This window comes from Streptomyces sp. NPDC107765, from assembly GCF_055657085.1.
Window position 1 is genome coordinate 327,454 of the sequence record NZ_JBVKBL010000005.1, and the last position, 18,742, is coordinate 346,195.

Sequence of the window (18,742 nt, forward strand, 5' to 3'; positions counted from 1 at the left end):
GTGCCCTTGGTCACAGCCCGCAGGAGCCGCGGTCGAGGTGGAAGTACCGGGCGTTGGCCCAGCGGCACAGCCGGATGCCGACGGTGACGCCGACGATGGTGACCAGAGCGGGCAGGTATCCGCTGGCGACCTGGACGATGGGGATGGCCGGGCACCCGCCTGAGATCGCCCAGCCCGTACCGAACATCACTGCGCCGGGGACCACGCCGGCGTGGATGCGCCCCGGGGTGCGGCGGACCCGCAGCAGGGCGAATGCGCACACGATGATCACGACGGCGCCGGCGAAGGAGAGGAGCATGCGCAGGTCCTGGAAGGTGAACATGCGGTTCAGCTCGGTGTAGTCGCCGAAGCCGATGTTGGAGACGGTGTAGCCGAGGGTGAGGCCGGTGAGGATGTTGGCCAGCAGAATCGCGCCCCGAGTACGCATCAGATCACCTTCCACAGCAGGAACGACACCGCGACGGCGGTGCCGAAGAACACGGCGGTCGCGACGAGGCTGACCGGGCGTAGACGGCCGCAGCCGTTGAGTCCGTGGCCGGAGCTGCACCCACCGGCCAGCCGGGTGCCGAAGCCGACCAGCACGCCTCCGACGAACAGCAGGCCGATCATGGTGATCGGATGTGCGGTGACCACGTTCCGGAACCCCGGGCCCATGTCGAAGCGGAGGTGGAACCGCCCGGAGGTGAGCGCGGCGATCAATCCACCGACGAAGATCGATACCAGCAGGGCAGCCTGGGTGACCAGCGGGGCCGGGCTCGGGCCCGTGACCGGGGGGTCCTCATCCGCCGCCGGTTCGACGTCCGTTTCGAGCAGGTGCGACGTCCCGGGCGGAGCCGGCGGGCCGGCGGGCGCGGCGGGGCCGGTGCCGAAGTGCTCCGCGGTGGCTGCGGCGAGAGCGTCAGCGAGAGCACGCTCGTCGGTGAACTCCTCGTCCATCCGCTCGAGGCGGCGCTCCCTGCGCCAGTGCAACACGCGGTCCCACGCGGACGACACGCCGAAGGACCGATCCGTGGTGAGGGCGTAGTTGATGGTGATCAGAGCGAGCCCGGCAGCGCCGGCCCACCAGGGCCAGTAGTTGCTCATGCGGGGCCTCCCATCCATTCGGTGAATCTGGCCCACCAGCCGCGCTTCGAGCCGGCCGCCTGCCGAGAGCCCCGGGACGGGCGGTCCGGAGGCCGGGGGCTCTCCGGAGGTGGTGACGGTTGGTCATGCCAGACCGGTATCGGCGGAGACGCCGCCCCGAACCGGGTCGTGGTCTCCGGTGCCGCGGTCACGGGTTCTGACGGCTGTGACGGCTGTGACGGCTGTGACGGCTCTGATGGCCGGGCAGCCGGTGCGGGCTGCGACCAGGACGCGCTCTCCGGTGCCCCCTGATAGTGCTGGGGTGGGCGGGCCTGCCGGGGTCTCTGCTCCGGGTGGGGGGCGCCGGAGCGGTCCGCGTCGGTGGCGGCGGCTTCGAGGTGTCGCGCGCTGGCTCCATTGGGCAGCAGGCTGATCGGCACGCGCTCACCGGTGAGTGACATCTGGTAGCGGGCGCAGTCGAGCCACTGATTCCCGCTGTCGCAGTAGTAGTCGCGCCAGCCTTGCAAGCTCGCCCTGAGCAGCGGGAAAAGGGGGCATCCTGCGGCGTGCGAGCAACCCACGTTGCTCCCTTCTGAGCGGCGCACACCACCCATTCGGTGAGGGTGGTTGCCGTTCTCGATTTCGGGCCTTCGCCGCGTCAGGGTCGATCTCAAAGCGACGCAATGACGGCCTGTCACAATGCGGAACTGTGCCCTCCACTCCTTCGACCGGGCGTGATGGAACCACTGTTTCGCCGTCCCGAGCAACCTCAAGGGAGTTTCTGACCGTGACCACGCGACGTCGTTGAGTAAGAATTGCCGCGCCGTGTTTATGCTCTATGTCTCTCATATCTGGATATTCGCGGCCGATAAGGAGCCTGCTTGGAGTGTGCTGTGCCCTCATGGCCCACACTCCTTGTGGCGGGAGTCAGTTGTTCGTGAAGACCGTGCACATCTCGGCGTTGGTTATGGCGAAATTGTGAATTCGACTGTGACGAAACTGTTGAGGTCGCAGGTCGTAAAGCGGAGACGTTATGGGAGGGAAATCATGTGCCAGCGTGCTGTCTGCCGGTTGTGCCGGAAGATCACCTATGAGGGCTGCGGGAGACACGTGGAGCAAGTGCTCGCCGATGTGCCGACACCTCAGCGGTGCACGTGTGAGCCTGCGAAGCCCGAGCCTGCGCGCGCGGGGGAGCCGATGACTCGAACGGGGCCGACGCCGGCGCCTGCTCCTCGAAGCCCGGACGGTTCGCGGGACCGATCGACGAAGGGCTGGTGGGCCCGGCTCGTCTCGTGGATGAAAAGCCCGGCATGAAAGAACCGGCATGAAAGAAGTCGACGGCGGCCACCTGCGCTCGCTGCGGGAGGGGCCGGGGACAGTCGGTCGGCCATGCCTTCCTCGACGGGCGCACGCCCGCCGCCGCGGGCCATCCCGCAGCGGCGCCGAACCGAGACAAGGCGGAAGAGTCCGCGTCGGACGATGCTGATCCGTCGGGCGGTATTCGGGAGACCAACCTCCCCTTCGCTCACGCACCGCTCACGCAAACGGCCCCGGACGAGGAGTCCGAGGCCGAGCAGAACCTCTCCCTGGGGAGACCCCCCCCGGGCAGAACGGTGTTGCCTGGTGCCCCCGGCAGGATTCGAACCTGCGACACCCGCTTTAGGAGAGCGGTGCTCTATCCCCTGAGCTACGGAGGCGTGGATCACGGCGTGATCCGGCGACTAGCCTAGCGGATAAGGGATCCGCGCTTGCAAGGTTTGCGTTTCCGCAGGTCAGCGTGGTCGCGGCGGGGTCATGGCAGGGGTGTGGCGGGGGCGTGTGGGGGGTGCCTCCCGCCTGGGTGTCAGCCGGCGATGTGCCAGCTCACCGTGCCGTCCGTGGTGACGAGGAGGGCGAGCAGGAGGAGGTCCGTGGCGCCGAGGGCGAGGCCCAGGAGGGCGCGGCCGCGGCGGGTGGTGCCGCGGGCCAGGGCGAGGCCGCCGAGGATCAGGGCACAGGGGCCGAGGACGAGGTTGAGGACCAGGGTGCCGAGCAGGCCGAGGATGAAGGAGGCCACGGCCATGCCGTCGGCGTGCGAGCGGGCGGCGCGGGTGGCGGCGGCCGGTGCGGGGGAGGCCGTCCGCGGGGCTTGGCTGAGCGCGGTCATCGGGAGGTCACCTCGGTCTTGTGGCGGCGTTCGCGGAGGAAGAAGACGAGCAGCCAGCCGCTGATGACGGCGGCCGCGATGAGGGTGACGGGGACGGGGAGGTGTGCCGCGGTGCCCAGCATGATCCCCATCAGGAGGAGGGCTGCGACGAGGAAGAGCATGATCTGCCTTTTCCACTCGGAGGACACTTGTTCACTCAGTGCCTCCAGCATACGGCGGTTCAGGGGTGGAGAAGTTAAGAGAACGGTTGTTTACTGGATGACATGAGTCACACCCCTGGGGTCCGCCAGGCCCAGAAGCAGAAGACCCGGCAGGCACTGCTCGACGCGGCGCTCGGCCTGTTGGAGGAGCAGAGCCTGAGCAGCCTGGGCCTGCGCGAGGTGACGCGGGTGGTGGGGATCGCCCCGGCCGCGTTCTACCGGCACTTCAAGGACCTGGGGGAGCTCGGCGTCGCACTGGTCGAGGAGGCGCTCGGCAGCCTGCATGTGATGGTGCGGGCGATCCTCGCCGAACAGGACGGCGCCGAGGAGCGGATAGACCGGACGGTCGCGGTCGTCGAGCGGCACGTACGGGCGTACCCGCTGCACATCCGGTTCATCGCCCGCGAGCGGCACGGCGGCGTACGGGCCGTACGGCAGGCCATCGCGGACGAACTCGACCGGTTCGCCGAGGAGGTCGCGGCGGCGCTCAAGTCCCAGCCGGTGTCGGAGGGGTGGCGGGACGACGACGTCCGGATGCTGGCCGAGCTGTACGTGGACCGGCTGGTCACGACGGCCGCCGCGCTGCTCGACGCCGACGAGGACGGGGCGCCCGGGGCCGCCGAGCAGGTGGTGCGTACGGCGCGCCGCCAGCTGCGGCTGATCAGCATCGGGCGGCAGCACTGGCAGGAGGACGGGGACCTCTCGTGAGAGTGCCCCGTGGTCAGGCGCGGGCCGGGGTGACGCGGACGCGGTAGGTGCCGTCCTGGTTCTCCGTCAGGACGGTGACCGCGGCCCCGGTGGCACGGTCGGTGTAGGTCTCGCCGGGGAGGAAGGTCGCATCGGTCAGTTCCGGGTCGACGTAGGGGCTGTCCCGGTAGCAGCCGCCGCTGTGCGGGGTGGCGTCCACGATCCGGAGCGGTCCGCGGCCCGAGGGCACGTCCGTGGCGACCCGGTAGATCAGGATGCCCGGCCGGCAGACCGCGGGTTCGAGCAGGCCGTGGCCGCGGGCCTCGGCCACCAGGGCGGTGTGCGGCGAGGTCGGAATGACGACGATCTTGGTGCCGCCCGGTGTGGAGACCGGGGTGAGGGTGTGCTCGCCGGGCGTCCCGTGGGGCAGCGCGCAGTGCACCTGTTGGGGTGCCAGCCAGCCGAGCTTCCACTTGTGCCAGCCGACGAAGTCGTTGTTCGGCCCCCAGTCCTCGTCCATCGGGTCCCAGTGGCCCACCGGTGGCGGCTCCTGGCGGCCGTCGGTGTAGTAGAGGTCGGGCAGGCCGAAGCTGTGCGCGTTCTCGTGGTTGAGGACCCGGAAGGCGCTCAGGCCCGACTGCCGGCTCCAGATGAAGGACGCGTTCCGGAACGGCACCCCGTCGGCCGTCTTCATCCCCATGTCGCCCCCGCTGAAGGTGACGGACAGGACCGTACGGGTGGCGGGAGGCCCCGCGTTGGGCGCCGCGATGATGTTGATGACGTCGTAGTCGCGGAAGTTGACGATCGGGTCGACGGCGCGCACGACCTCCTGTGACAGGGCGTGGTAACCGCCGTCCGAGGCCGGGTCGAAGTTGGTGCCGCGCTGGATGCCGTACGCCGCCAGCGGCCGGGACATCCGGATCCACCGGAACAGCGGCATCGGCAGGTAGGTCAGCCTGCCGTACGAGCTGGTGCGGAAGAAGTCCGTGGTGGCCGGGAAGAACTCGGCGAAGCGGGCGCTGGCCGGCATCGTGGCGCGGGCGTCCGGGAAGTCGATGAAGAGCGTCAGGGCCCGTACGACGCCGGACGAGCGGGCGAAACCGGCGGGGGTGTCGGCCGATTCGGCGACGTCGTTGGTGATGCCGTGCAGCGCGCAGGGGCCGCTCGGCGGGGCGCCGGGCCCGGGAGGTATGGCCACGGCGTTGGGGGGCGAACCCAGCGCTATGGCCGCCGCCGCGGTGGCCGCGCCGGCGGCCAGCACCGCGGATACCTTGAGCTTCATAACGATCACCTTGGGGCGCAGGGTGATCGCTCGCGCGCGGAGTTACATCAATCGGAGGCACCGGGCCACCCGGGACACCCAGGGGCAGCCGTGTGCCTCAGGTCACATGCCGGCGGGAAATATCCGGGGAGCGGTTCCCCGTTTAACCAGTCGTCCGGCTGAAACGGGGAGGCTCTCCCCGGTTGGTCGGAGTCACTGGACTGCGAAGCCGGAAGCCGGAAGTCGGAAGGGGTGAGTCGGATGGCCGTGGGCGTCGGCGCCACGAGTGCCAAGACGGCGAAGTGCGGTGCGTCGTCACCCCGACTGCGGGCCGACGCGCTGCGCAACCGGGAGCGGATCATCGCCGCCGCCCGCGAGACGATGGTCGAGTTCGGGGCCGATGTCCCCTTCGATGAAATCGCTCGACGCGCGGGGGTCGGCAATGCGACGCTTTATCGTCACTTTGCGGATCGCCTGGAGTTGATCCACCACGTCACGCTCTCCGTCATGTCCCGTACCGCGGACCAGGCGGAATCCGTCCTTGCCGAGGAGTCCGATGCCTTCCAAGCGCTGAGGCGCTTCGTCCACGCTGCGGTGGAGGAGAAGATCGGGGCCCTGTGCCCCCTGCTCTCCGACGGCGTCGACCGTGACCACCCCGATCTGCTCGCCGCGCGCGATCGCCTGGAGGCGGCCGTCGAGGCCCTCATGGGCGCGGCGCGGGACAGCGGTCAGCTGCGCACCGACATCGCCGTCGGTGATCTGATGATCGCGATCACCCAGCTCACCCGGCCGCTGCCGGGCAGCGGCTGCGTCGATTTCGACAGGTTCGTCCACCGGCACCTGCAGCTGTTCCTGGACGGCCTGCAGGCGCCCGCCCGCTCCGAACTCCCCGGCTGTGCCGCCACGTTGGAGGACCTCAGGCGCCGGAAGTCCTGACCGGACACCGGAAGTCCTGACCGGACGCCGGAAGCCCTGACGCGCCACACCTCCTCGCACCGCCCGTTACCTCCCTTCCCCTGCTTATCGCCTCTTCCGTTTCACCCGTCCTGTTCTTTTTGCTCCGTCCCGCCCTGCTCCCTCCCGTCCCGTTCTTCGCTCCTGTTCGCTCACGCCCCACTAGGTGGATCCCGCCATGCCTGAAACCGTCCCGTCCGTCGATCCCCGGCGCTGGAAAGCGCTGATATTCATCGCGCTCGCCCAGCTGATGGTCGTCCTCGACGCGACCATCGTGAACATCGCGCTGCCCTCCGCCCAGAAGGACCTCGGCATCACCGACGCCAACCGGCAGTGGGTGATCACCGCCTACGCGCTGGCCTTCGGCGGGCTGCTGCTGTTCGGTGGGCGGGTCGCCGACCTGTGGGGCCGGAAGCGGACCTTCATCACCGGGCTGGCCGGATTCGCGCTCGCCTCCGCGCTCGGCGGGGCCGCGGCCAACGAGGGCGTGCTGCTCGGTGCGCGGGCACTGCAGGGCTTCTTCGGCGCGCTGCTGGCGCCCTCCGCCCTCTCCCTCCTCGCCGTGACCTTCACCGAGGCCAGGGAGCGCGCCAAGGCGTTCGGCATCTTCGGTGCGATCGCCGGTGGTGGCGGCGCCGTGGGTCTGATCCTCGGCGGTGTGCTCACCCAGTACATGAACTGGCGCTGGACCTTCTTCGTGAACATCCCGTTCGCCGTGGTTGCCGCGACCGGTGCCTACCTGGTCATCCGGGAGCCCGCGGACAGCCGCAACCCCTCCCGGCTGGACATCCCGGGCGTCGTCCTGGCCACGCTCGGTCTGGTCTCGCTGGTCTACGGGTTCACCCGCGCCGAGTCCGACGGCTGGCTGGCCGGCCCGACGCTCGGACTGTTCGCCGCGGCCGCCGTGCTGCTGCTGTCCTTCGTCCTGGTCGAGTCCAAGGTCAAGGCCCCGCTGCTGCCGCTGCGGGTGGTCGCCGAGCGGAACCGTGCCGGTGTCTACGCGTCGCTCGGCCTGGCCGTGATCGGGATGTTCGGCCTCTTCCTCTTCCTGACGTACTACCTGCAGATCGTGAAGGGCTACACGCCGGTCGAGACCGGTCTGGCCTTCCTCCCGATGGTCGCGGGCATGATCACCGGCTCGACGCAGATCGGCGCCCGGCTGATGACCCGGATCCGGCCGCGGCTGCTGATGGCCCCCGGCTTCGTGGTGGCCGCGACCGGCATGCTGGTGCTGACCCAGATCGACCTGGACACGTCCTACCCGGCGCTGATCCTGCCCGGCTTCCTGCTGATGGGCCTCGGCATGGGTACGGCGTTCATGCCCGCGATGTCGCTGGCCACCTACGGGGTCCAGCCGCGCGACGCCGGTGTCGCCTCCGCGATGGTCAACACCTCGCAGCAGGTGGGCGGCGCGATCGGAACGGCCCTGCTGAACACGATCGCGGCGAGCGCCACCACGGCGTACGCCACCTCACACGCGGCCGGTGCGCGCTCCCGCGACCTGCTCAAGCTCCAGTCGATGGTGCACGGCTACACCTCCGCCATCTGGTGGGCGGTCGGCATCCTGCTGCTGGCCGGCGCGATCGCCTTCACCCTCATCAACACCGGGCGTCCCGGCGCCGGTTCGCCGGCGGCCTCCTCGGCCGACGGCAGGCGCGCGGCCGAGGACGCGGACGAGGTCCCGGTCCCGGTGATGGCCCACTGAGGCGCTCCGCGCCGACTCTCACCGATGCGGCCGCGCCCGACTCTTACCGGACTCCTACGCGCCGCTTACCTCGCTCGGACGGGTGACCCCCTCTACGGGGCCTCACCCGCCCCTCCGGGCGCCGGACGCCGGCCTTCCCCGGCTTCGCTGAACGGTCAGCGGAGCCAGGGGAGGTCGGCGCCTTGGGGTTGCAGTCCTTCGGCCATCACCTGGCAGATTTCGGCCAGGTGGCCGACCTGCTCCGGCGACAGGCGGTCGAAGATCGCGGCGCGGACGGCGGCGACGTGTCCCGGGGCGGCCTTCTCCAGCATCCGCATGCCCTCGTCCGTGAGGTACGCGTTCTGGCCGCGCTTGTCGGACGGGCAGTTCTCGCGCCGCACCCAGCCGTTCCTCTCCAGGCGGGCGATCGCGTGCGAGAGCCGGGAGCGGGTGATCTTGGCGTTCTGGGCCAGCTCGGTCATCCGCATCCGGCGCCGCGGTGCCCGGGAGAGCTGGACGAGCAGCCCGTAGTAGACATGCGGCATCCCGGCGTCACGCTGGAGCTGACGGTCGAGGTGGTCCTCCAGGAGCGTGGTGGCGTGGAGGTAGCACTGCCAGGCGTATTGCTCCTCGTCACTGAGCCAACGCGGCTCGACTGCGGGTTCGTTGCTCATGCCATCCACTCTCTCACCGCTCGGAGAGTTATTTAAATTTTAACAACGTCGGGGGTAGACTGGAAGTCGATGCTTGAAGATTCAAGTAATTGCCTGCGGTGGCCGGATGTTTTGCCTCACCGACTACCGCCAGTGTGACGCCATGGAGATGTGATGTCTGTAATGCCGGCTCTCTACCTCAGTCATGGCGCGCCCCCGCTCGCCGACGACCCGTTGTGGCCGGCCCAACTGGCCGCCTGGTCCGCGCAGCTGCCGCGCCCGAAGGCGGTGCTGATCATCTCCGCACACTGGGAGGCGGCTCCGATCGCCCTCGGCGCCACCGAGACCGTGCCGCTCGTCCACGACTTCTGGGGATTCCCGCGCCACTACTACGAGGTCCGGTACCCCGCGCCCGGTGCGCCACAGCTGGCCGAGCGCATACGGAAGACGCTGCGGACCGCAGGCACCCCGGTGGTGGACATCCCCGACCGGGGGCTCGACCACGGCGCGTACGTCCCGCTCGTCGAGATGTACCCGGACGCCGATGTTCCGGTCCTCCAGGTCTCGATGCCCACGCTCGATCCGCGCCTCCTGTACGAGACCGGCCGCCGGCTCGCCCCACTACGCGACGAGGGCGTACTGATCGTGGGCAGCGGGTTCTTCACCCACAACCTGGCGGCGCTGCGGCAGTCCCACGACGGCACGCCCGCCTGGTCGGCGGAGTTCGACGACTGGGGGCGGCAGGCCCTGGAGGCCCAGGACCTCGATGCCCTCTTCGACTTCGTCCACAAGGCGCCGGCCGGGCGGCTGGCGCATCCGCGCACCGAGCACTTCGCGCCGCTGTTCGTGACCCTGGGGGCCGCGGACGCCCAGGGGCAGCTGGACAGCGGGCGGAGTGTGATCGACGGGTTCTGGATGGGGCTGGCGAAGCGGTCGCTGCAGTACGGCTGACGACCGGGCGGACCGGCTCAGGGCTCGTCCGGTCAGTCGTCCACGTCGATCAGCGCCACGGCGTTCAGGGCCGCCGACAGGGCGCGGGTGTCGCCGTCCTCGGAGGCCGCGGCCACGTCCAGCGCGGTGTCGGCGAACTTGATCGCGTGCTCGTTCCCGTTGGCGATCGCCCGCGCGAAGACCTCCTCCGGGGTGAGGGAGCCGGCGTCCGGGGCCCGGCGCGGGGTGTCCGCGGCGTAGATGGCGGTGATCGCCGAGGTGGCCGCCCAGGCCACCGTGAAGGAGGGCGCCCAGAGGTCCTGGGGGAGCGCGGGCAGGATGCGCAGGACCGCGTTCGGCGCGGTGGCGGCGTGGACCAGCATGATGCCGTTCCCGTGGCCGTAATCGCCGTAGTTGAGGGTGGCGGCCCGGACGAGCGCGGTCAGGCCCTCCCGTACGGCCTCCGGGTCCTCGGGGACGTGCAGCGACTCGGTCGTCGCCAACCACCCCTTGGTGTCGGGGAGTTGAGCGTACCCCTGGACCGGCGCCACACGCTGGTCGGCAATACGGGGAACGGCTGCGAGGGCCTCGGCCGGGGTGGCGCGGCCCGTGGGGTGCACGGCGGTGGGGAGCAGCAGGTGCCGGGCGGCCCAGTACCCCAGGGCGTGCGCGAACTCCGCCAATCGCGGGGCATTTTCACCCGGGGCGTTCTCACCCTCCGCCAGGAGGCTGCGGACGGCGTGGCCCAGGCGGATGACCGGGTGGGTGGCGGCGCCCGCGATACCGGGGAGCAGCCGCGGCCACCACTCGGCGAGGACGTCCCGCCAGGGCCGTTCGGCGACCCGCTCGGTGAAGTACGCGGTCCAGTCGGTGACCCGGTCGGTCTCCCCGAGTGCCCGCTGCCAGTTGGCGTCGGTGACGGGCGCTTTGGCGACCGGTACGTCCTCCAGCTTGTGCTCGTAGGCGTCGAGCCAGCGATGGACGGTGCGGGCCTGGCCGTTGCGGACCATCGCTTCGATGGCCATCGGGCCGTGGTTGCTCAGGAATCCCTTGAATTCGGGCCCGGATGCGTGCAGGCGCTGTAACGCCTCGTCGAGTGTGCCGCTCGTCGTTTCCATGGAGCGAGGCTAGGTCGGCCGCGGGCGGGAACGTAACGGGCTTTCGGCTTACGGCGCTGGTCGTAAGGCCATGGGGGCGGGGGGATGGGGGACGGATGCGGGGGACGGATGCACGGGCGCGGGGGTGAGCGACCGCGGTCGGGGGCGATTGTCAGTGGCGGGTGGCACGCTGAGGTCAGTGGCGGATCGGCTGCCAGGAGCGCCGGTCCATCCGGCACGGAAATCCCGACAGGAGGTGTCGGGTATCGGGGGGAGAGTGACGTCATGAGCGACGGCATCAGCGGTATGAGTGGCGGCATGGCGAGGCGAAGTGGCGCGGGGGGCGCCGGGGTCGCCGGGGTCGCCTGGGCAGTGGTCGAGGAGGCGGCGCCCGAGCTGGCCGGGCGGGTGCGAACGCGTTTCGCGGCGTACCGGCACCACGTGCTGGCCACGCTCCGGCGGGATGGCGCTCCGCGACTCAGTGGCCTGGAGGCGGACTTCCGGGACGGGGAGCTGTGGCTGGGGATGATGAACGGCTCGCGCAAGGTCCTGGACCTGCGGCGCGATCCCCGGTTCTCGCTCCATGCCAATCCGGGAGAGCACGCCGAGGTGCCGGAGCCGGGGGACGTACGGGTGTCCGGGCGGGCGGTCGAGGTGACCGACCCCGAGCTGATCGCGCGCTATGCCGCGGAGGTGCATCCGCCCGAGCCGTTCCAGCTGTTCCGGGCGGAGGTGACCGAGGTGGTGCGCACGTATATCGAGAGCCCGTACGTGGTGGTCGAGACCTGGTCGCCGGGGCGGCCGCTGCGCACGATACGGCGGACGTCGGAGGACGCGACGCTGACGTTCGGCTGACGTCGGAGGACGCGCCGCTGACGGCGCGGGTGCGGGTGCGCGTGCGCGTGCGGCCAAGCGTCGGTGCGGTCACGCGCCGGTGCAGGTGGCGGGGTCAGTGCGTGGCGGCGGGCAGGCGGCGGCGCTGGGTGTCCTGCGCCTGGCGCGTGCGGTGCCGGCCGTGTGGTTCGCGGGCGCTGTGGGCGCGGAAGAGGTAGAGAGCGGAGATGAACATGATCCCGCCCATGACGAACCCGAAGATGCACGACTTCAGCAGCGACTCGCCGCCCAGGCTGTACACCCAGCCCATCGACACCCCGAAGAGTCCGCCGTAGGCGAGCGCCCGGGTCTCGGTGAGCATGGACGACTGGTAGTGCGCCACCAGCAGCCCGAGGACGCCGCTGACCACGGCCGCGGCCACTCCGTACAGCAGGGCCGGTCCGCCCTTGATGCCGGCGGTGTGGGTGCGGAAGATCGTGAACAGGCCGAAGGCGAGCGCCGCGATGATCGGCCAGGTGACGGTGGCCGGGACGCGCTCGGCCATGGCCGCCAGGCGTGAGGTCCCCGAGCTGTCGGAGGCCCGTTCCGCGGAGCCGGGGCGGGGGCCGGCGGTGGCTCCGTGTTCGCCCTCGACCGTGCCGTGTGAGCGGGCGGCCCTCGCGCCGTGCCGGCGTGCGTGCTGGTCCATGGCGGGCTCCTCTCGATCGCCCCGCTGGTCCTGGGCCCGCGTTCCCCGGACCCACTCCCGTATGCCTGCGCGCCCAGGCGTCTTCCTGGCTACCGGGCACGCCTTCTGTCCAGGCGACACCCGGGGGGCCGCCGCGTCAACCGGAGCGGCGAAAGGGCCTTACGGCCGGAGCGGCGCAATGGCCTTACGAGGTGTCCTCACGAGGTCCTCGGCCGAGATTTCACCCGAGGTCCTTCTGGTACCAGGCCACGTCCCAGTAGCGGTCGAATTTCCGGCCCACTTCCGTGTACGTGCCGATGTGCCGGAAGCCGAAGCGGGTGTGCAGGCGGGCGGACGCCTCGTTCGGCTGGGTGATTCCCGCGTAGGCGCGGTGCACGTCCTCCTTGGCCAGCGCCTCGAACAGGGCCTCGTAGAGGAGCGTGCCGACGCCGCGGCCCGCGGCCTCCGGCGCGCAGTAGATGGTGACCTCGACGGACGGGGCGTAGGCCGCCTTGGGGCGGAAGGCGCTGCTGGTCGCGTAGCCGAGGAGCGGAGCCACCGGGGGCTCACCTGGCCCGTTGTGGGTGTTTTTTGCCCGTTCTGCGGGTAGCTGCGCAACCAGAAGGCGGTGGGGGCCGTCTTGAGGGTGGGAGAGCAGCCAGGGGCGGCGCTCCTCGGGAGTGAAGGGCTCCAGGTCAAAGGTGACCGGAGTCTCACGGATGTAGTGGTTGTAAAGATCCGTAAGGGCCGGAAGGTCCGCCTCGACGCCCGCTCTGACCTGCACTCCCCCTTGCTCTAACGGCATATGGCCTCCCTCGCTGCGGGCGCAGGGTACTGCATGATCAGAAAAATAGCCGCGCCGTGTGGGAATTCTGTCCGGATTCCAGCCGTTGTTTCCTTCGGACGGGCCACTCGGCAAGCATCGCAGTCGATGCCCTACCGGTATCGGCGCACGTCAGCCGGTGCGACGCGCCATGTCGCCCCGCACACGTCGCAGCACGTCGGTGCACCAACCGGCCCGCCCCACCGTCCCGCGACCGACTCATCGCAAAGGGAGCACACGCATGGCAACCCGTGCCGTCGCCCGTCGTCAGGAAAGCACCAGCGCTTCTGACGGGGCCAACAGTGTTCGCGCTGTAGGCGGGGAGATCGCCGACCGCGACCTGGTCGGCATGTACCTCGACGAGATCGCGCGTACACCCCTGCTCGACGCCGCCAAGGAGGTCGAGCTGTCCCAGACCATCGAGGCGGGTGTCTACGCCCAGCAGATCCTGGACGGCGAGGTCACCGACGGCAATGCCGCAGGTGCCAGCCGTGAGGAGCTGGAGGCGCTGGCCGCGGAGGCCGCCAAGGCCAAGGACGTCTTCATCCGCTCCAACCTGCGGCTGGTCGTCGCGGTGGCGCGCCGCTACCCGCGCGCCGGGCTCCCCCTGCTCGACCTGATCCAGGAGGGCAACGCCGGCCTGGTGCGGGCCGTGGAGAAGTTCGACTACGCCAAGGGCTTCAAGTTCTCGACGTACGCCACGTGGTGGATCCGTCAGGCGATCACCCGCTCCATCGCCGACCAGTCGCGCACCATCCGGCTGCCCGTGCACCTCGTCGAGGAGCTGGGCCGGATTCGCCGGGTGCAGCGCGAGTTCAACCGCGAGAACGGCCGCGACCCGGAGCCCGAGGAGGTCGCCGGCGAGCTGGGCAGCACGCCCGCCCGCGTCACCGACGTACTGGACTGGGCCCGCGACCCGGTCAGCCTCAACATGTCGGTGGACGACGACGGCGACACCCAGTTCGGCGACCTGCTGGAGGACACCTCCGCGGCCTCGCCCGAGCAGTCGGTCCTCACGCTGCTGCGCAGCGAGGAGCTGGAGGACCTCATCGACCGCCTCGACCACCGCACCGCATCGATCATCAAGGCGCGCTACGGCATCGAGGACGGCCGCGAGCGCACGCTGACCGAGGTCGGCAAGCAGCACGGCCTCACCCGCGAGCGGATCCGGCAGATCGAGAAGCACGCACTGCTGGAGCTGAAGCGGATGGCGCACGACACGGGGTTCGACGCGGCCGCGTAACCCCGGTGACCCGGTAACCCCTCCCCGGCAAGCAGGACGAGCCCCGGTGCCCTTCGCGGCGTCGGGGCTCGTCCTTTTGTTGCGGCGCCCGGGCGCGGCCCCTGCCTCCTGCCTCCCGCCCCTGCCCGCCGCCCCCGCCCCTGTCTGCTGAGATACCCCTACCGATGTCTGTTTGAGTCCGACTGACGCCCGAGTCTGTTTACATCGCCCCACATGTGGGCGTAACCTCGGAGTGAAACCACAGGTTCGGGCAGGGAAACGGACACAAACGCGATGTACGCACCGGAACGGCAGCAGGAGATCCTGCGACTGGCACGTGAGAGCGGGCGGGTCGATGTGCTCTCGCTCGCCGAGGAGTTCCAGGTCACCGCCGAGACCGTTCGGCGCGACCTCAAGGCGCTGGACCGGGCCGGCCTGGTGCGCAGGGTGCACGGTGGTGCCATCCCGGCCGGCCGGCTGGACTTCGAGCCGGACCTCGCCGAGCGGGACGCCGTCGCCGCCGACGAGAAGGTGCGCATCGCCCGCGCCGCCCTCGCCGAGCTCCCGGGCAGCGAGAACGGCGAGCACGGCGGCGGGTCCCCCCGCGGCCGCGGTTTCGGCAGCGTGATCCTGGACGCCGGTACCACGGCCGCCCGGCTCGCCGCCGAGATCCCGCTGGAGGCCGAGCTGACCGTCGTCACCCACGGCCTGCCGGTGGCCGCGCGGCTGGCCGACCACCCCGGGCTGACCCTGCACCTCGTAGGCGGCCGGATCCGGCACCGTACCCGGGCCGCGGTCGACGACTGGGCGCTGCGCGCCTACCGCGAGATCAACGCCGACGTGCTGTTCCTGGCGACCAACGGCTTCTCCCTCGACGGCGGGCTGACCACCCCCGACCTGGCGGAGGCCGCGGTCAAGCGGGCGCTGATCCGCGCCGCCCGCCGGGTCGTCCTGCTCGCCGACTCCGGCAAGTTCGAGCAGCGGCACTTCGCCCGCTTCGGCGACCTCTCGGACGTGGACCTGCTCATCACCGACACCGGGTTGAGCCCCGACGACGCCCTCGCCATCGAGCGCGCGGGCACGGAAGTGGTACGCGCATGACCTCCTCCGATACGCCCGCGACGCCCTCCGAGGCGCCCATGGCCGCCTCCGATACGCCTACGCCCCCCTCCGAGACGCCCATGATCCTCACCGTCACGCCCAACCCCAGCCTGGACCGTACGTACGAGATCCCGGCGCTGGACCGCGGGGCCGTGCTCCGGGCCACCGCGGACCGGATCGACCCCGGCGGCAAGGGCGTCAACGTCTCCCGGGCGCTCACCGCCGCCGGACACCGCACCCTCGCCGTACTGCCCCTGGGCGGCCCCGCGGGCGCGGCGCTGGCCGCGCTGCTGAACGGGGAGGGGATCGAGGTGGTGGGCGTACCGGTGGCCGGCCAGACCCGTTCCAACATCTCGGTCGCCGAGCCCGACGGCACCCTCACCAAGATCAACGCGACCGGTCCCGAGCTGTCCGCCGACGAGTCGGAGGCGCTGCTCGCGACGGTCGGCGAACGGTCGGCGGGCGCCGGCTGGATCGCCTGCTGCGGCAGCCTGCCGCGCGGCCTGGCGCCCGAGTGGTACGCGGAGCTGGTCGCCCGGGCGCACGGTGCCGGGGCCCGGATCGCCCTGGACACGTCCGGCCCGTCGCTGACCGCAGCCCTGTGCGAACAGCCGGACGTCGTCAAGCCCAACGCCGAGGAGCTGGCACAGGCCGTCGGCCGCCCGCTCGCGACCGTGGGCGAGGCGGTCAAGGCCGCGGAGGAGCTGCGGGCGCGCGGTGCGCGGGCCGTACTCGCTTCCCTGGGCGCGGACGGCCAACTGCTGGTCGACGAGGGCGGCACCCACTTCGGCAGCGCGCCGGTCGCCGCCGTCCGCAGCAACGTGGGGGCCGGCGATGCGTCACTGGCCGGATTCCTCGCGGCCGGCGGTACGGGGACGGCCGCGCTGGCCGCCGCGGTGGCGCACGGCGCGGCCGCCGTCCAACTGCCCGGCAGCCAGATGCCGACACCGCGGGATCTCGTTCCCTCGGCGGTCATGACCACCGATGACGTGCCGTACGACCGGCCGCTGACGGAGCCGGTGTCATGAACGGGCGGGCGGGTGTCGTGCACGGGCGGGCCGGTGTCATGCCCGGGCGGGCGGGTGTCATCAAGAGCCGGGGGAGTGGGGGCAGGGCGGTGGCAGCCGCGGAGTGTGGGTGCGTGCTGCCGTCCGCCGACGAGTTGTTCGCGAGGGTCGGTCGCCCGGCAGGCGCTCGGACCGGTATGGAAGGGAGCCCGCGATGAGCGAGCTGATCACCGCGGACCTGGTCGATCTCGACCTGTCCGCAGACACCAAGGACGCCGCCGCGCGGTCGCTGGCCGAGCGGATGGTCGCGTCCGGTCGCGTCACCGACCTGGAGGGTTTCCTCGCGGACGTGGCCGCACGTGAGGCCCAGATGCCGACCGGGCTGGACGGCGGCATCGGGATCCCGCACTGCCGCAGCGCGCACGTCACCGAGCCGACGCTGGCCTTCGGGCGGAGTGCGGCCGGAATCGACTTCGGGGCGCCGGACGGCCCGGCCGACCTGATCTTCCTGATCGCGGCCCCGGCGGGCGGCGACGCGGACCACCTGTCGATCCTCTCCACCCTCGCCCGCCACCTCATGGACGAGTCCTTCACCGGCGCCCTGCGCTCCGCCACCGAGCCGGGCCGCACGGCAGCGCTGATACGGGGCGAGACACCGGAGGAGCCGGAGGAGGCCACCGCGGCGGAGGAGCCGGGGCAGGAGACTGGGACGGAGGAGCCGGGGAAGGCCACTGCGGCGGAGGAGCCGACGGCCGCCCCGGAGCCGGTGGCCGCTCCGGAGCCGGTGGCCGCTCCGGAGCCGGAGGCCGCTCCGGAGCCGGAGGCCACCTCAGCCCCCACTCCCCCTCCCACCCCCACCCCCTTCCGCATCATCGCCATCACCTCCTGCCCCACCGGCATCGCGCACACCTACATGGCCGCCGAGTCGCTGGAGAAGGCCGGACGGGCCGCCGGTGTCGAGGTGTTCGTCGAGACGCAGGGCTCGGCCGGGTTCAAGCGGCTCGATCCGCAGCTCGTGGCCGACGCGGACGGCGTGATCTTCGCCCATGACGTCGAGGTACGGGACAGGGAGCGGTTCGCCGGCAAGCCGATCGTCGACGTCGGGGTGAAGGCGGGCATCAACCGCCCCGCCGAACTCATCGCGGAGGTACGGGAGAAGGCCGCCCGGGGCGAGACCGGTGAGATCGGCGGGACCGCCACCGCCGCGCGGCCCGCCGTGCCCATGGACCGAGGTGCCGACGCCGCCGACGGCTACGCCACCCGCCTGCGCAAGTGGCTGATGACCGGCGTCAGTTACATGGTTCCGTTCGTCGCCGCGGGCGGTCTGCTGATCGCGCTCGCCTTCGCGATCGGCGGCTACACGATCAACAAGGCGCCGTCCGTCGCCGACCACTTCCTCTGGACCGAGTCCGCCAGCTGGGCGGCCCTGCTGTTCCAGATAGGCAGCGTCGCCTTCGGCTTCCTCGTCCCCGTGCTGGCCGGCTTCATCGCGTACGGCATGGCCGACCGGCCCGGGCTCGTCCCCGGGTTCGTCGGCGGAGCCATCGCGCTCACCATCAACGCGGGCTTCCTCGGCGGTCTGATCGCCGGTCTCCTCGCGGGCGGGGTGGTGATGACGATCCAGCGCCTGAACGTCCCGGCACCGCTGCGCGGCATCATGCCGGTCGTCGTGATCCCGCTGGTTTCCTCCGCACTCGTCGGCTTCCTGATGTTCCTGGTGGTCGGCAAGCCGATCGCCGCACTGCAGAAGGGATTGACCGACTGGCTCTCCGGGCTGTCCGGAGCCAACGCGATCATCCTCGGCGCGCTGCTCGGCCTCATGATGTGCTTCGACCTCGGCGGGCCGCTGAACAAGGTCGCCTACGCCTTCGCGGTCGGTGGTCTGGCCAATCCCAACGAGGGCAGCCTGAAGGTGATGGCCGCGGTGATGGCCGCCGGTATGGTCCCGCCGCTGGCGATGGCACTGGCGACGACCGTCCGCGGGCGGCTCTTCACCAAGACCGAGCGGGAGAACGGCAAGGCGGCCTGGGTGCTGGGGGCGTCCTTCATCACCGAGGGCGCGATCCCCTTCGCGGCCGCGGATCCGCTGCGCGTCATCCCCTCCGCGATGGTGGGCGGCGCGGTCACCGGCGCCCTGTCGATGGCCTTCGGCTGCACCCTGCGGGCCCCGCACGGCGGCGTCTTCGTCGTCCCGCTGATCGGCCAGCCGCTGCTCTACCTGCTCGCCATCGCCGCCGGTACGTGCGTCAGCACCGCCCTGGTCCTCCTCCTCAAGACCCTCCGCAAGCCCACCCCCACCACCCCGGCCGAGACCCCGTCCCCCGACCACCCCGTCATCCCGACCACCCCGGCCGCCGCCTGACCCTCCGCCCCACCGGGCCCCGGGACCGCCACCACAGGCGTCCCGGGGCCCG

18 protein-coding genes and 1 tRNA gene are annotated in these 18,742 nt (G+C 71.1%); 9 read left to right on the top strand and 10 right to left on the bottom strand.

Going from position 1 to position 18,742, the window contains the following annotated elements; all coding sequences use genetic code 11:
• Positions 1 to 10: 10 nt before the first annotated feature.
• From ACZ7MX_RS15445 to ACZ7MX_RS15465, 5 genes are all read right to left on the bottom strand, one after another.
• A complete protein-coding gene (locus tag ACZ7MX_RS15445; RefSeq protein ID WP_472132235.1) occupies positions 11 to 427 on the bottom strand; it encodes a YeeE/YedE thiosulfate transporter family protein in 417 nt (138 codons plus the stop codon).
• A complete protein-coding gene (locus ACZ7MX_RS15450) occupies positions 427 to 1,083 on the bottom strand; it encodes a YeeE/YedE family protein (protein WP_472132237.1) in 657 nt (218 codons plus the stop codon). The genes ACZ7MX_RS15445 and ACZ7MX_RS15450 overlap by 1 nt, the downstream gene beginning before the upstream one ends.
• A gap of 1,600 nt (positions 1,084 to 2,683) precedes the next feature.
• Positions 2,684 to 2,759 (bottom strand) — tRNA-Arg (locus tag ACZ7MX_RS15455).
• A gap of 146 nt (positions 2,760 to 2,905) precedes the next feature.
• Positions 2,906 to 3,208, bottom strand: a complete 303-nt coding sequence (locus ACZ7MX_RS15460) for a hypothetical protein (RefSeq protein ID WP_472132239.1) — start codon at positions 3,206 to 3,208, stop codon at positions 2,906 to 2,908.
• Positions 3,205 to 3,369: a hypothetical protein gene (locus ACZ7MX_RS15465; protein WP_030416736.1), complete on the bottom strand. Its 165-nt coding sequence runs from the start codon at positions 3,367 to 3,369 to the stop codon at positions 3,205 to 3,207. The genes ACZ7MX_RS15460 and ACZ7MX_RS15465 overlap by 4 nt, the downstream gene beginning before the upstream one ends.
• A 102-nt stretch (positions 3,370 to 3,471) precedes the next feature.
• Here ACZ7MX_RS15465 and ACZ7MX_RS15470 point away from each other — a divergent pair, with 102 nt between their 5' ends.
• Entirely contained in the window at positions 3,472 to 4,116 is a 645-nt protein-coding gene (locus tag ACZ7MX_RS15470; protein ID WP_472132241.1) for a TetR family transcriptional regulator, read from the top strand.
• A 13-nt stretch (positions 4,117 to 4,129) separates the two neighbouring features.
• Here the strand turns inward: ACZ7MX_RS15470 and ACZ7MX_RS15475 are convergent, their stop codons facing one another.
• Positions 4,130 to 5,377, bottom strand: a complete 1,248-nt coding sequence (locus ACZ7MX_RS15475) for a M6 family metalloprotease domain-containing protein (RefSeq protein ID WP_472132243.1) — start codon at positions 5,375 to 5,377, stop codon at positions 4,130 to 4,132.
• Between the two features lie 240 nt (positions 5,378 to 5,617).
• On the opposite strand from ACZ7MX_RS15475, the gene ACZ7MX_RS15480 reads away from it, so the two are divergent.
• Positions 5,618 to 6,292, top strand: a complete 675-nt coding sequence (locus ACZ7MX_RS15480; RefSeq protein WP_472132245.1) for a TetR/AcrR family transcriptional regulator — start codon at positions 5,618 to 5,620, stop codon at positions 6,290 to 6,292.
• Between the two features lie 196 nt (positions 6,293 to 6,488).
• Positions 6,489 to 8,015 (top strand): MFS transporter, encoded by a 1,527-nt coding sequence (locus ACZ7MX_RS15485; protein ID WP_472132247.1) that lies wholly within the window; start codon positions 6,489 to 6,491, stop codon positions 8,013 to 8,015.
• Between the two features lie 155 nt (positions 8,016 to 8,170).
• On the opposite strand, the gene ACZ7MX_RS15490 is transcribed toward ACZ7MX_RS15485, so the two are convergent.
• A complete protein-coding gene (locus ACZ7MX_RS15490; RefSeq protein WP_472132249.1) occupies positions 8,171 to 8,668 on the bottom strand; it encodes a MarR family winged helix-turn-helix transcriptional regulator in 498 nt (165 codons plus the stop codon).
• Positions 8,669 to 8,830: 162 nt separating this feature from the next.
• On the opposite strand from ACZ7MX_RS15490, the gene ACZ7MX_RS15495 reads away from it, so the two are divergent.
• Entirely contained in the window at positions 8,831 to 9,598 is a 768-nt protein-coding gene (locus ACZ7MX_RS15495; protein ID WP_472132541.1) for a dioxygenase family protein, read from the top strand.
• Positions 9,599 to 9,630: 32 nt separating this feature from the next.
• Here the strand turns inward: ACZ7MX_RS15495 and ACZ7MX_RS15500 are convergent, their stop codons facing one another.
• Positions 9,631 to 10,695, bottom strand: a complete 1,065-nt coding sequence (locus ACZ7MX_RS15500; RefSeq protein ID WP_472132251.1) for a questin oxidase family protein — start codon at positions 10,693 to 10,695, stop codon at positions 9,631 to 9,633.
• 297 nt (positions 10,696 to 10,992) lie between these two features.
• On the opposite strand from ACZ7MX_RS15500, the gene ACZ7MX_RS15505 reads away from it, so the two are divergent.
• Complete coding sequence (locus tag ACZ7MX_RS15505; protein WP_472132543.1) at positions 10,993 to 11,529, top strand: pyridoxamine 5'-phosphate oxidase family protein; 537 nt, start codon at positions 10,993 to 10,995, stop codon at positions 11,527 to 11,529.
• A gap of 94 nt (positions 11,530 to 11,623) precedes the next feature.
• Here ACZ7MX_RS15505 and ACZ7MX_RS15510 read toward each other — a convergent pair whose 3' ends face one another.
• Positions 11,624 to 12,196, bottom strand: coding sequence for a hypothetical protein (locus ACZ7MX_RS15510; protein ID WP_472132253.1), 573 nt, complete (start codon positions 12,194 to 12,196; stop codon positions 11,624 to 11,626).
• Positions 12,197 to 12,416: 220 nt separating this feature from the next.
• Positions 12,417 to 12,980: a GNAT family N-acetyltransferase gene (locus tag ACZ7MX_RS15515; protein ID WP_472132255.1), complete on the bottom strand. Its 564-nt coding sequence runs from the start codon at positions 12,978 to 12,980 to the stop codon at positions 12,417 to 12,419.
• A 259-nt stretch (positions 12,981 to 13,239) separates the two neighbouring features.
• Between ACZ7MX_RS15515 and ACZ7MX_RS15520 the strand changes: the two genes are divergently transcribed.
• From ACZ7MX_RS15520 to ACZ7MX_RS15535, 4 genes are all read left to right on the top strand, one after another.
• Positions 13,240 to 14,241 carry a sigma-70 family RNA polymerase sigma factor gene (locus ACZ7MX_RS15520; RefSeq protein WP_472132257.1) on the top strand — a complete coding sequence of 334 codons (1,002 nt, stop codon included), beginning with the start codon at positions 13,240 to 13,242 and terminating at the stop codon, positions 14,239 to 14,241.
• Positions 14,242 to 14,514: 273 nt separating this feature from the next.
• Positions 14,515 to 15,321, top strand: coding sequence for a DeoR/GlpR family DNA-binding transcription regulator (locus ACZ7MX_RS15525; RefSeq protein WP_472132259.1), 807 nt, complete (start codon positions 14,515 to 14,517; stop codon positions 15,319 to 15,321).
• An 80-nt stretch (positions 15,322 to 15,401) separates the two neighbouring features.
• A complete protein-coding gene (gene pfkB, locus ACZ7MX_RS15530; RefSeq protein ID WP_472132545.1) occupies positions 15,402 to 16,349 on the top strand; it encodes a 1-phosphofructokinase in 948 nt (315 codons plus the stop codon).
• A gap of 193 nt (positions 16,350 to 16,542) precedes the next feature.
• A complete protein-coding gene (locus ACZ7MX_RS15535; protein WP_472132261.1) occupies positions 16,543 to 18,690 on the top strand; it encodes a PTS fructose transporter subunit IIABC in 2,148 nt (715 codons plus the stop codon).
• Positions 18,691 to 18,742 lie beyond the last annotated feature (52 nt).

Excerpts from the sequence above, each read along its gene's own strand:
- ACZ7MX_RS15495 (WP_472132541.1), top strand. The coding sequence starts at position 8,831 with ATGCCGGCTCTCTACCTCAGTCATGGCGCGCCCCCGCTCGCCGACGAC.
- ACZ7MX_RS15515 (WP_472132255.1), bottom strand. The coding sequence starts at position 12,980 with ATGCCGTTAGAGCAAGGGGGAGTGCAGGTCAGAGCGGGCGTCGAGGCG.
- ACZ7MX_RS15475 (WP_472132243.1), bottom strand. The coding sequence starts at position 5,377 with ATGAAGCTCAAGGTATCCGCGGTGCTGGCCGCCGGCGCGGCCACCGCG.
- ACZ7MX_RS15460 (WP_472132239.1), bottom strand. The coding sequence starts at position 3,208 with ATGACCGCGCTCAGCCAAGCCCCGCGGACGGCCTCCCCCGCACCGGCC.
- ACZ7MX_RS15465 (WP_030416736.1), bottom strand. The coding sequence starts at position 3,369 with ATGCTCTTCCTCGTCGCAGCCCTCCTCCTGATGGGGATCATGCTGGGC.
- ACZ7MX_RS15450 (WP_472132237.1), bottom strand. The coding sequence starts at position 1,083 with ATGAGCAACTACTGGCCCTGGTGGGCCGGCGCTGCCGGGCTCGCTCTG.
- ACZ7MX_RS15480 (WP_472132245.1), top strand. The coding sequence starts at position 5,618 with ATGGCCGTGGGCGTCGGCGCCACGAGTGCCAAGACGGCGAAGTGCGGT.
- ACZ7MX_RS15510 (WP_472132253.1), bottom strand. The coding sequence starts at position 12,196 with ATGGACCAGCACGCACGCCGGCACGGCGCGAGGGCCGCCCGCTCACAC.
- ACZ7MX_RS15525 (WP_472132259.1), top strand. The coding sequence starts at position 14,515 with ATGTACGCACCGGAACGGCAGCAGGAGATCCTGCGACTGGCACGTGAG.
- pfkB (WP_472132545.1), top strand. The coding sequence starts at position 15,402 with ATGATCCTCACCGTCACGCCCAACCCCAGCCTGGACCGTACGTACGAG.
- ACZ7MX_RS15535 (WP_472132261.1), top strand. The coding sequence starts at position 16,543 with ATGAGCGAGCTGATCACCGCGGACCTGGTCGATCTCGACCTGTCCGCA.
- ACZ7MX_RS15520 (WP_472132257.1), top strand. The coding sequence starts at position 13,240 with ATGGCAACCCGTGCCGTCGCCCGTCGTCAGGAAAGCACCAGCGCTTCT.
- ACZ7MX_RS15505 (WP_472132543.1), top strand. The coding sequence starts at position 10,993 with ATGGCGAGGCGAAGTGGCGCGGGGGGCGCCGGGGTCGCCGGGGTCGCC.
- ACZ7MX_RS15490 (WP_472132249.1), bottom strand. The coding sequence starts at position 8,668 with ATGAGCAACGAACCCGCAGTCGAGCCGCGTTGGCTCAGTGACGAGGAG.
- ACZ7MX_RS15445 (WP_472132235.1), bottom strand. The coding sequence starts at position 427 with ATGCGTACTCGGGGCGCGATTCTGCTGGCCAACATCCTCACCGGCCTC.
- ACZ7MX_RS15470 (WP_472132241.1), top strand. The coding sequence starts at position 3,472 with ATGAGTCACACCCCTGGGGTCCGCCAGGCCCAGAAGCAGAAGACCCGG.
- ACZ7MX_RS15500 (WP_472132251.1), bottom strand. The coding sequence starts at position 10,695 with ATGGAAACGACGAGCGGCACACTCGACGAGGCGTTACAGCGCCTGCAC.
- ACZ7MX_RS15485 (WP_472132247.1), top strand. The coding sequence starts at position 6,489 with ATGCCTGAAACCGTCCCGTCCGTCGATCCCCGGCGCTGGAAAGCGCTG.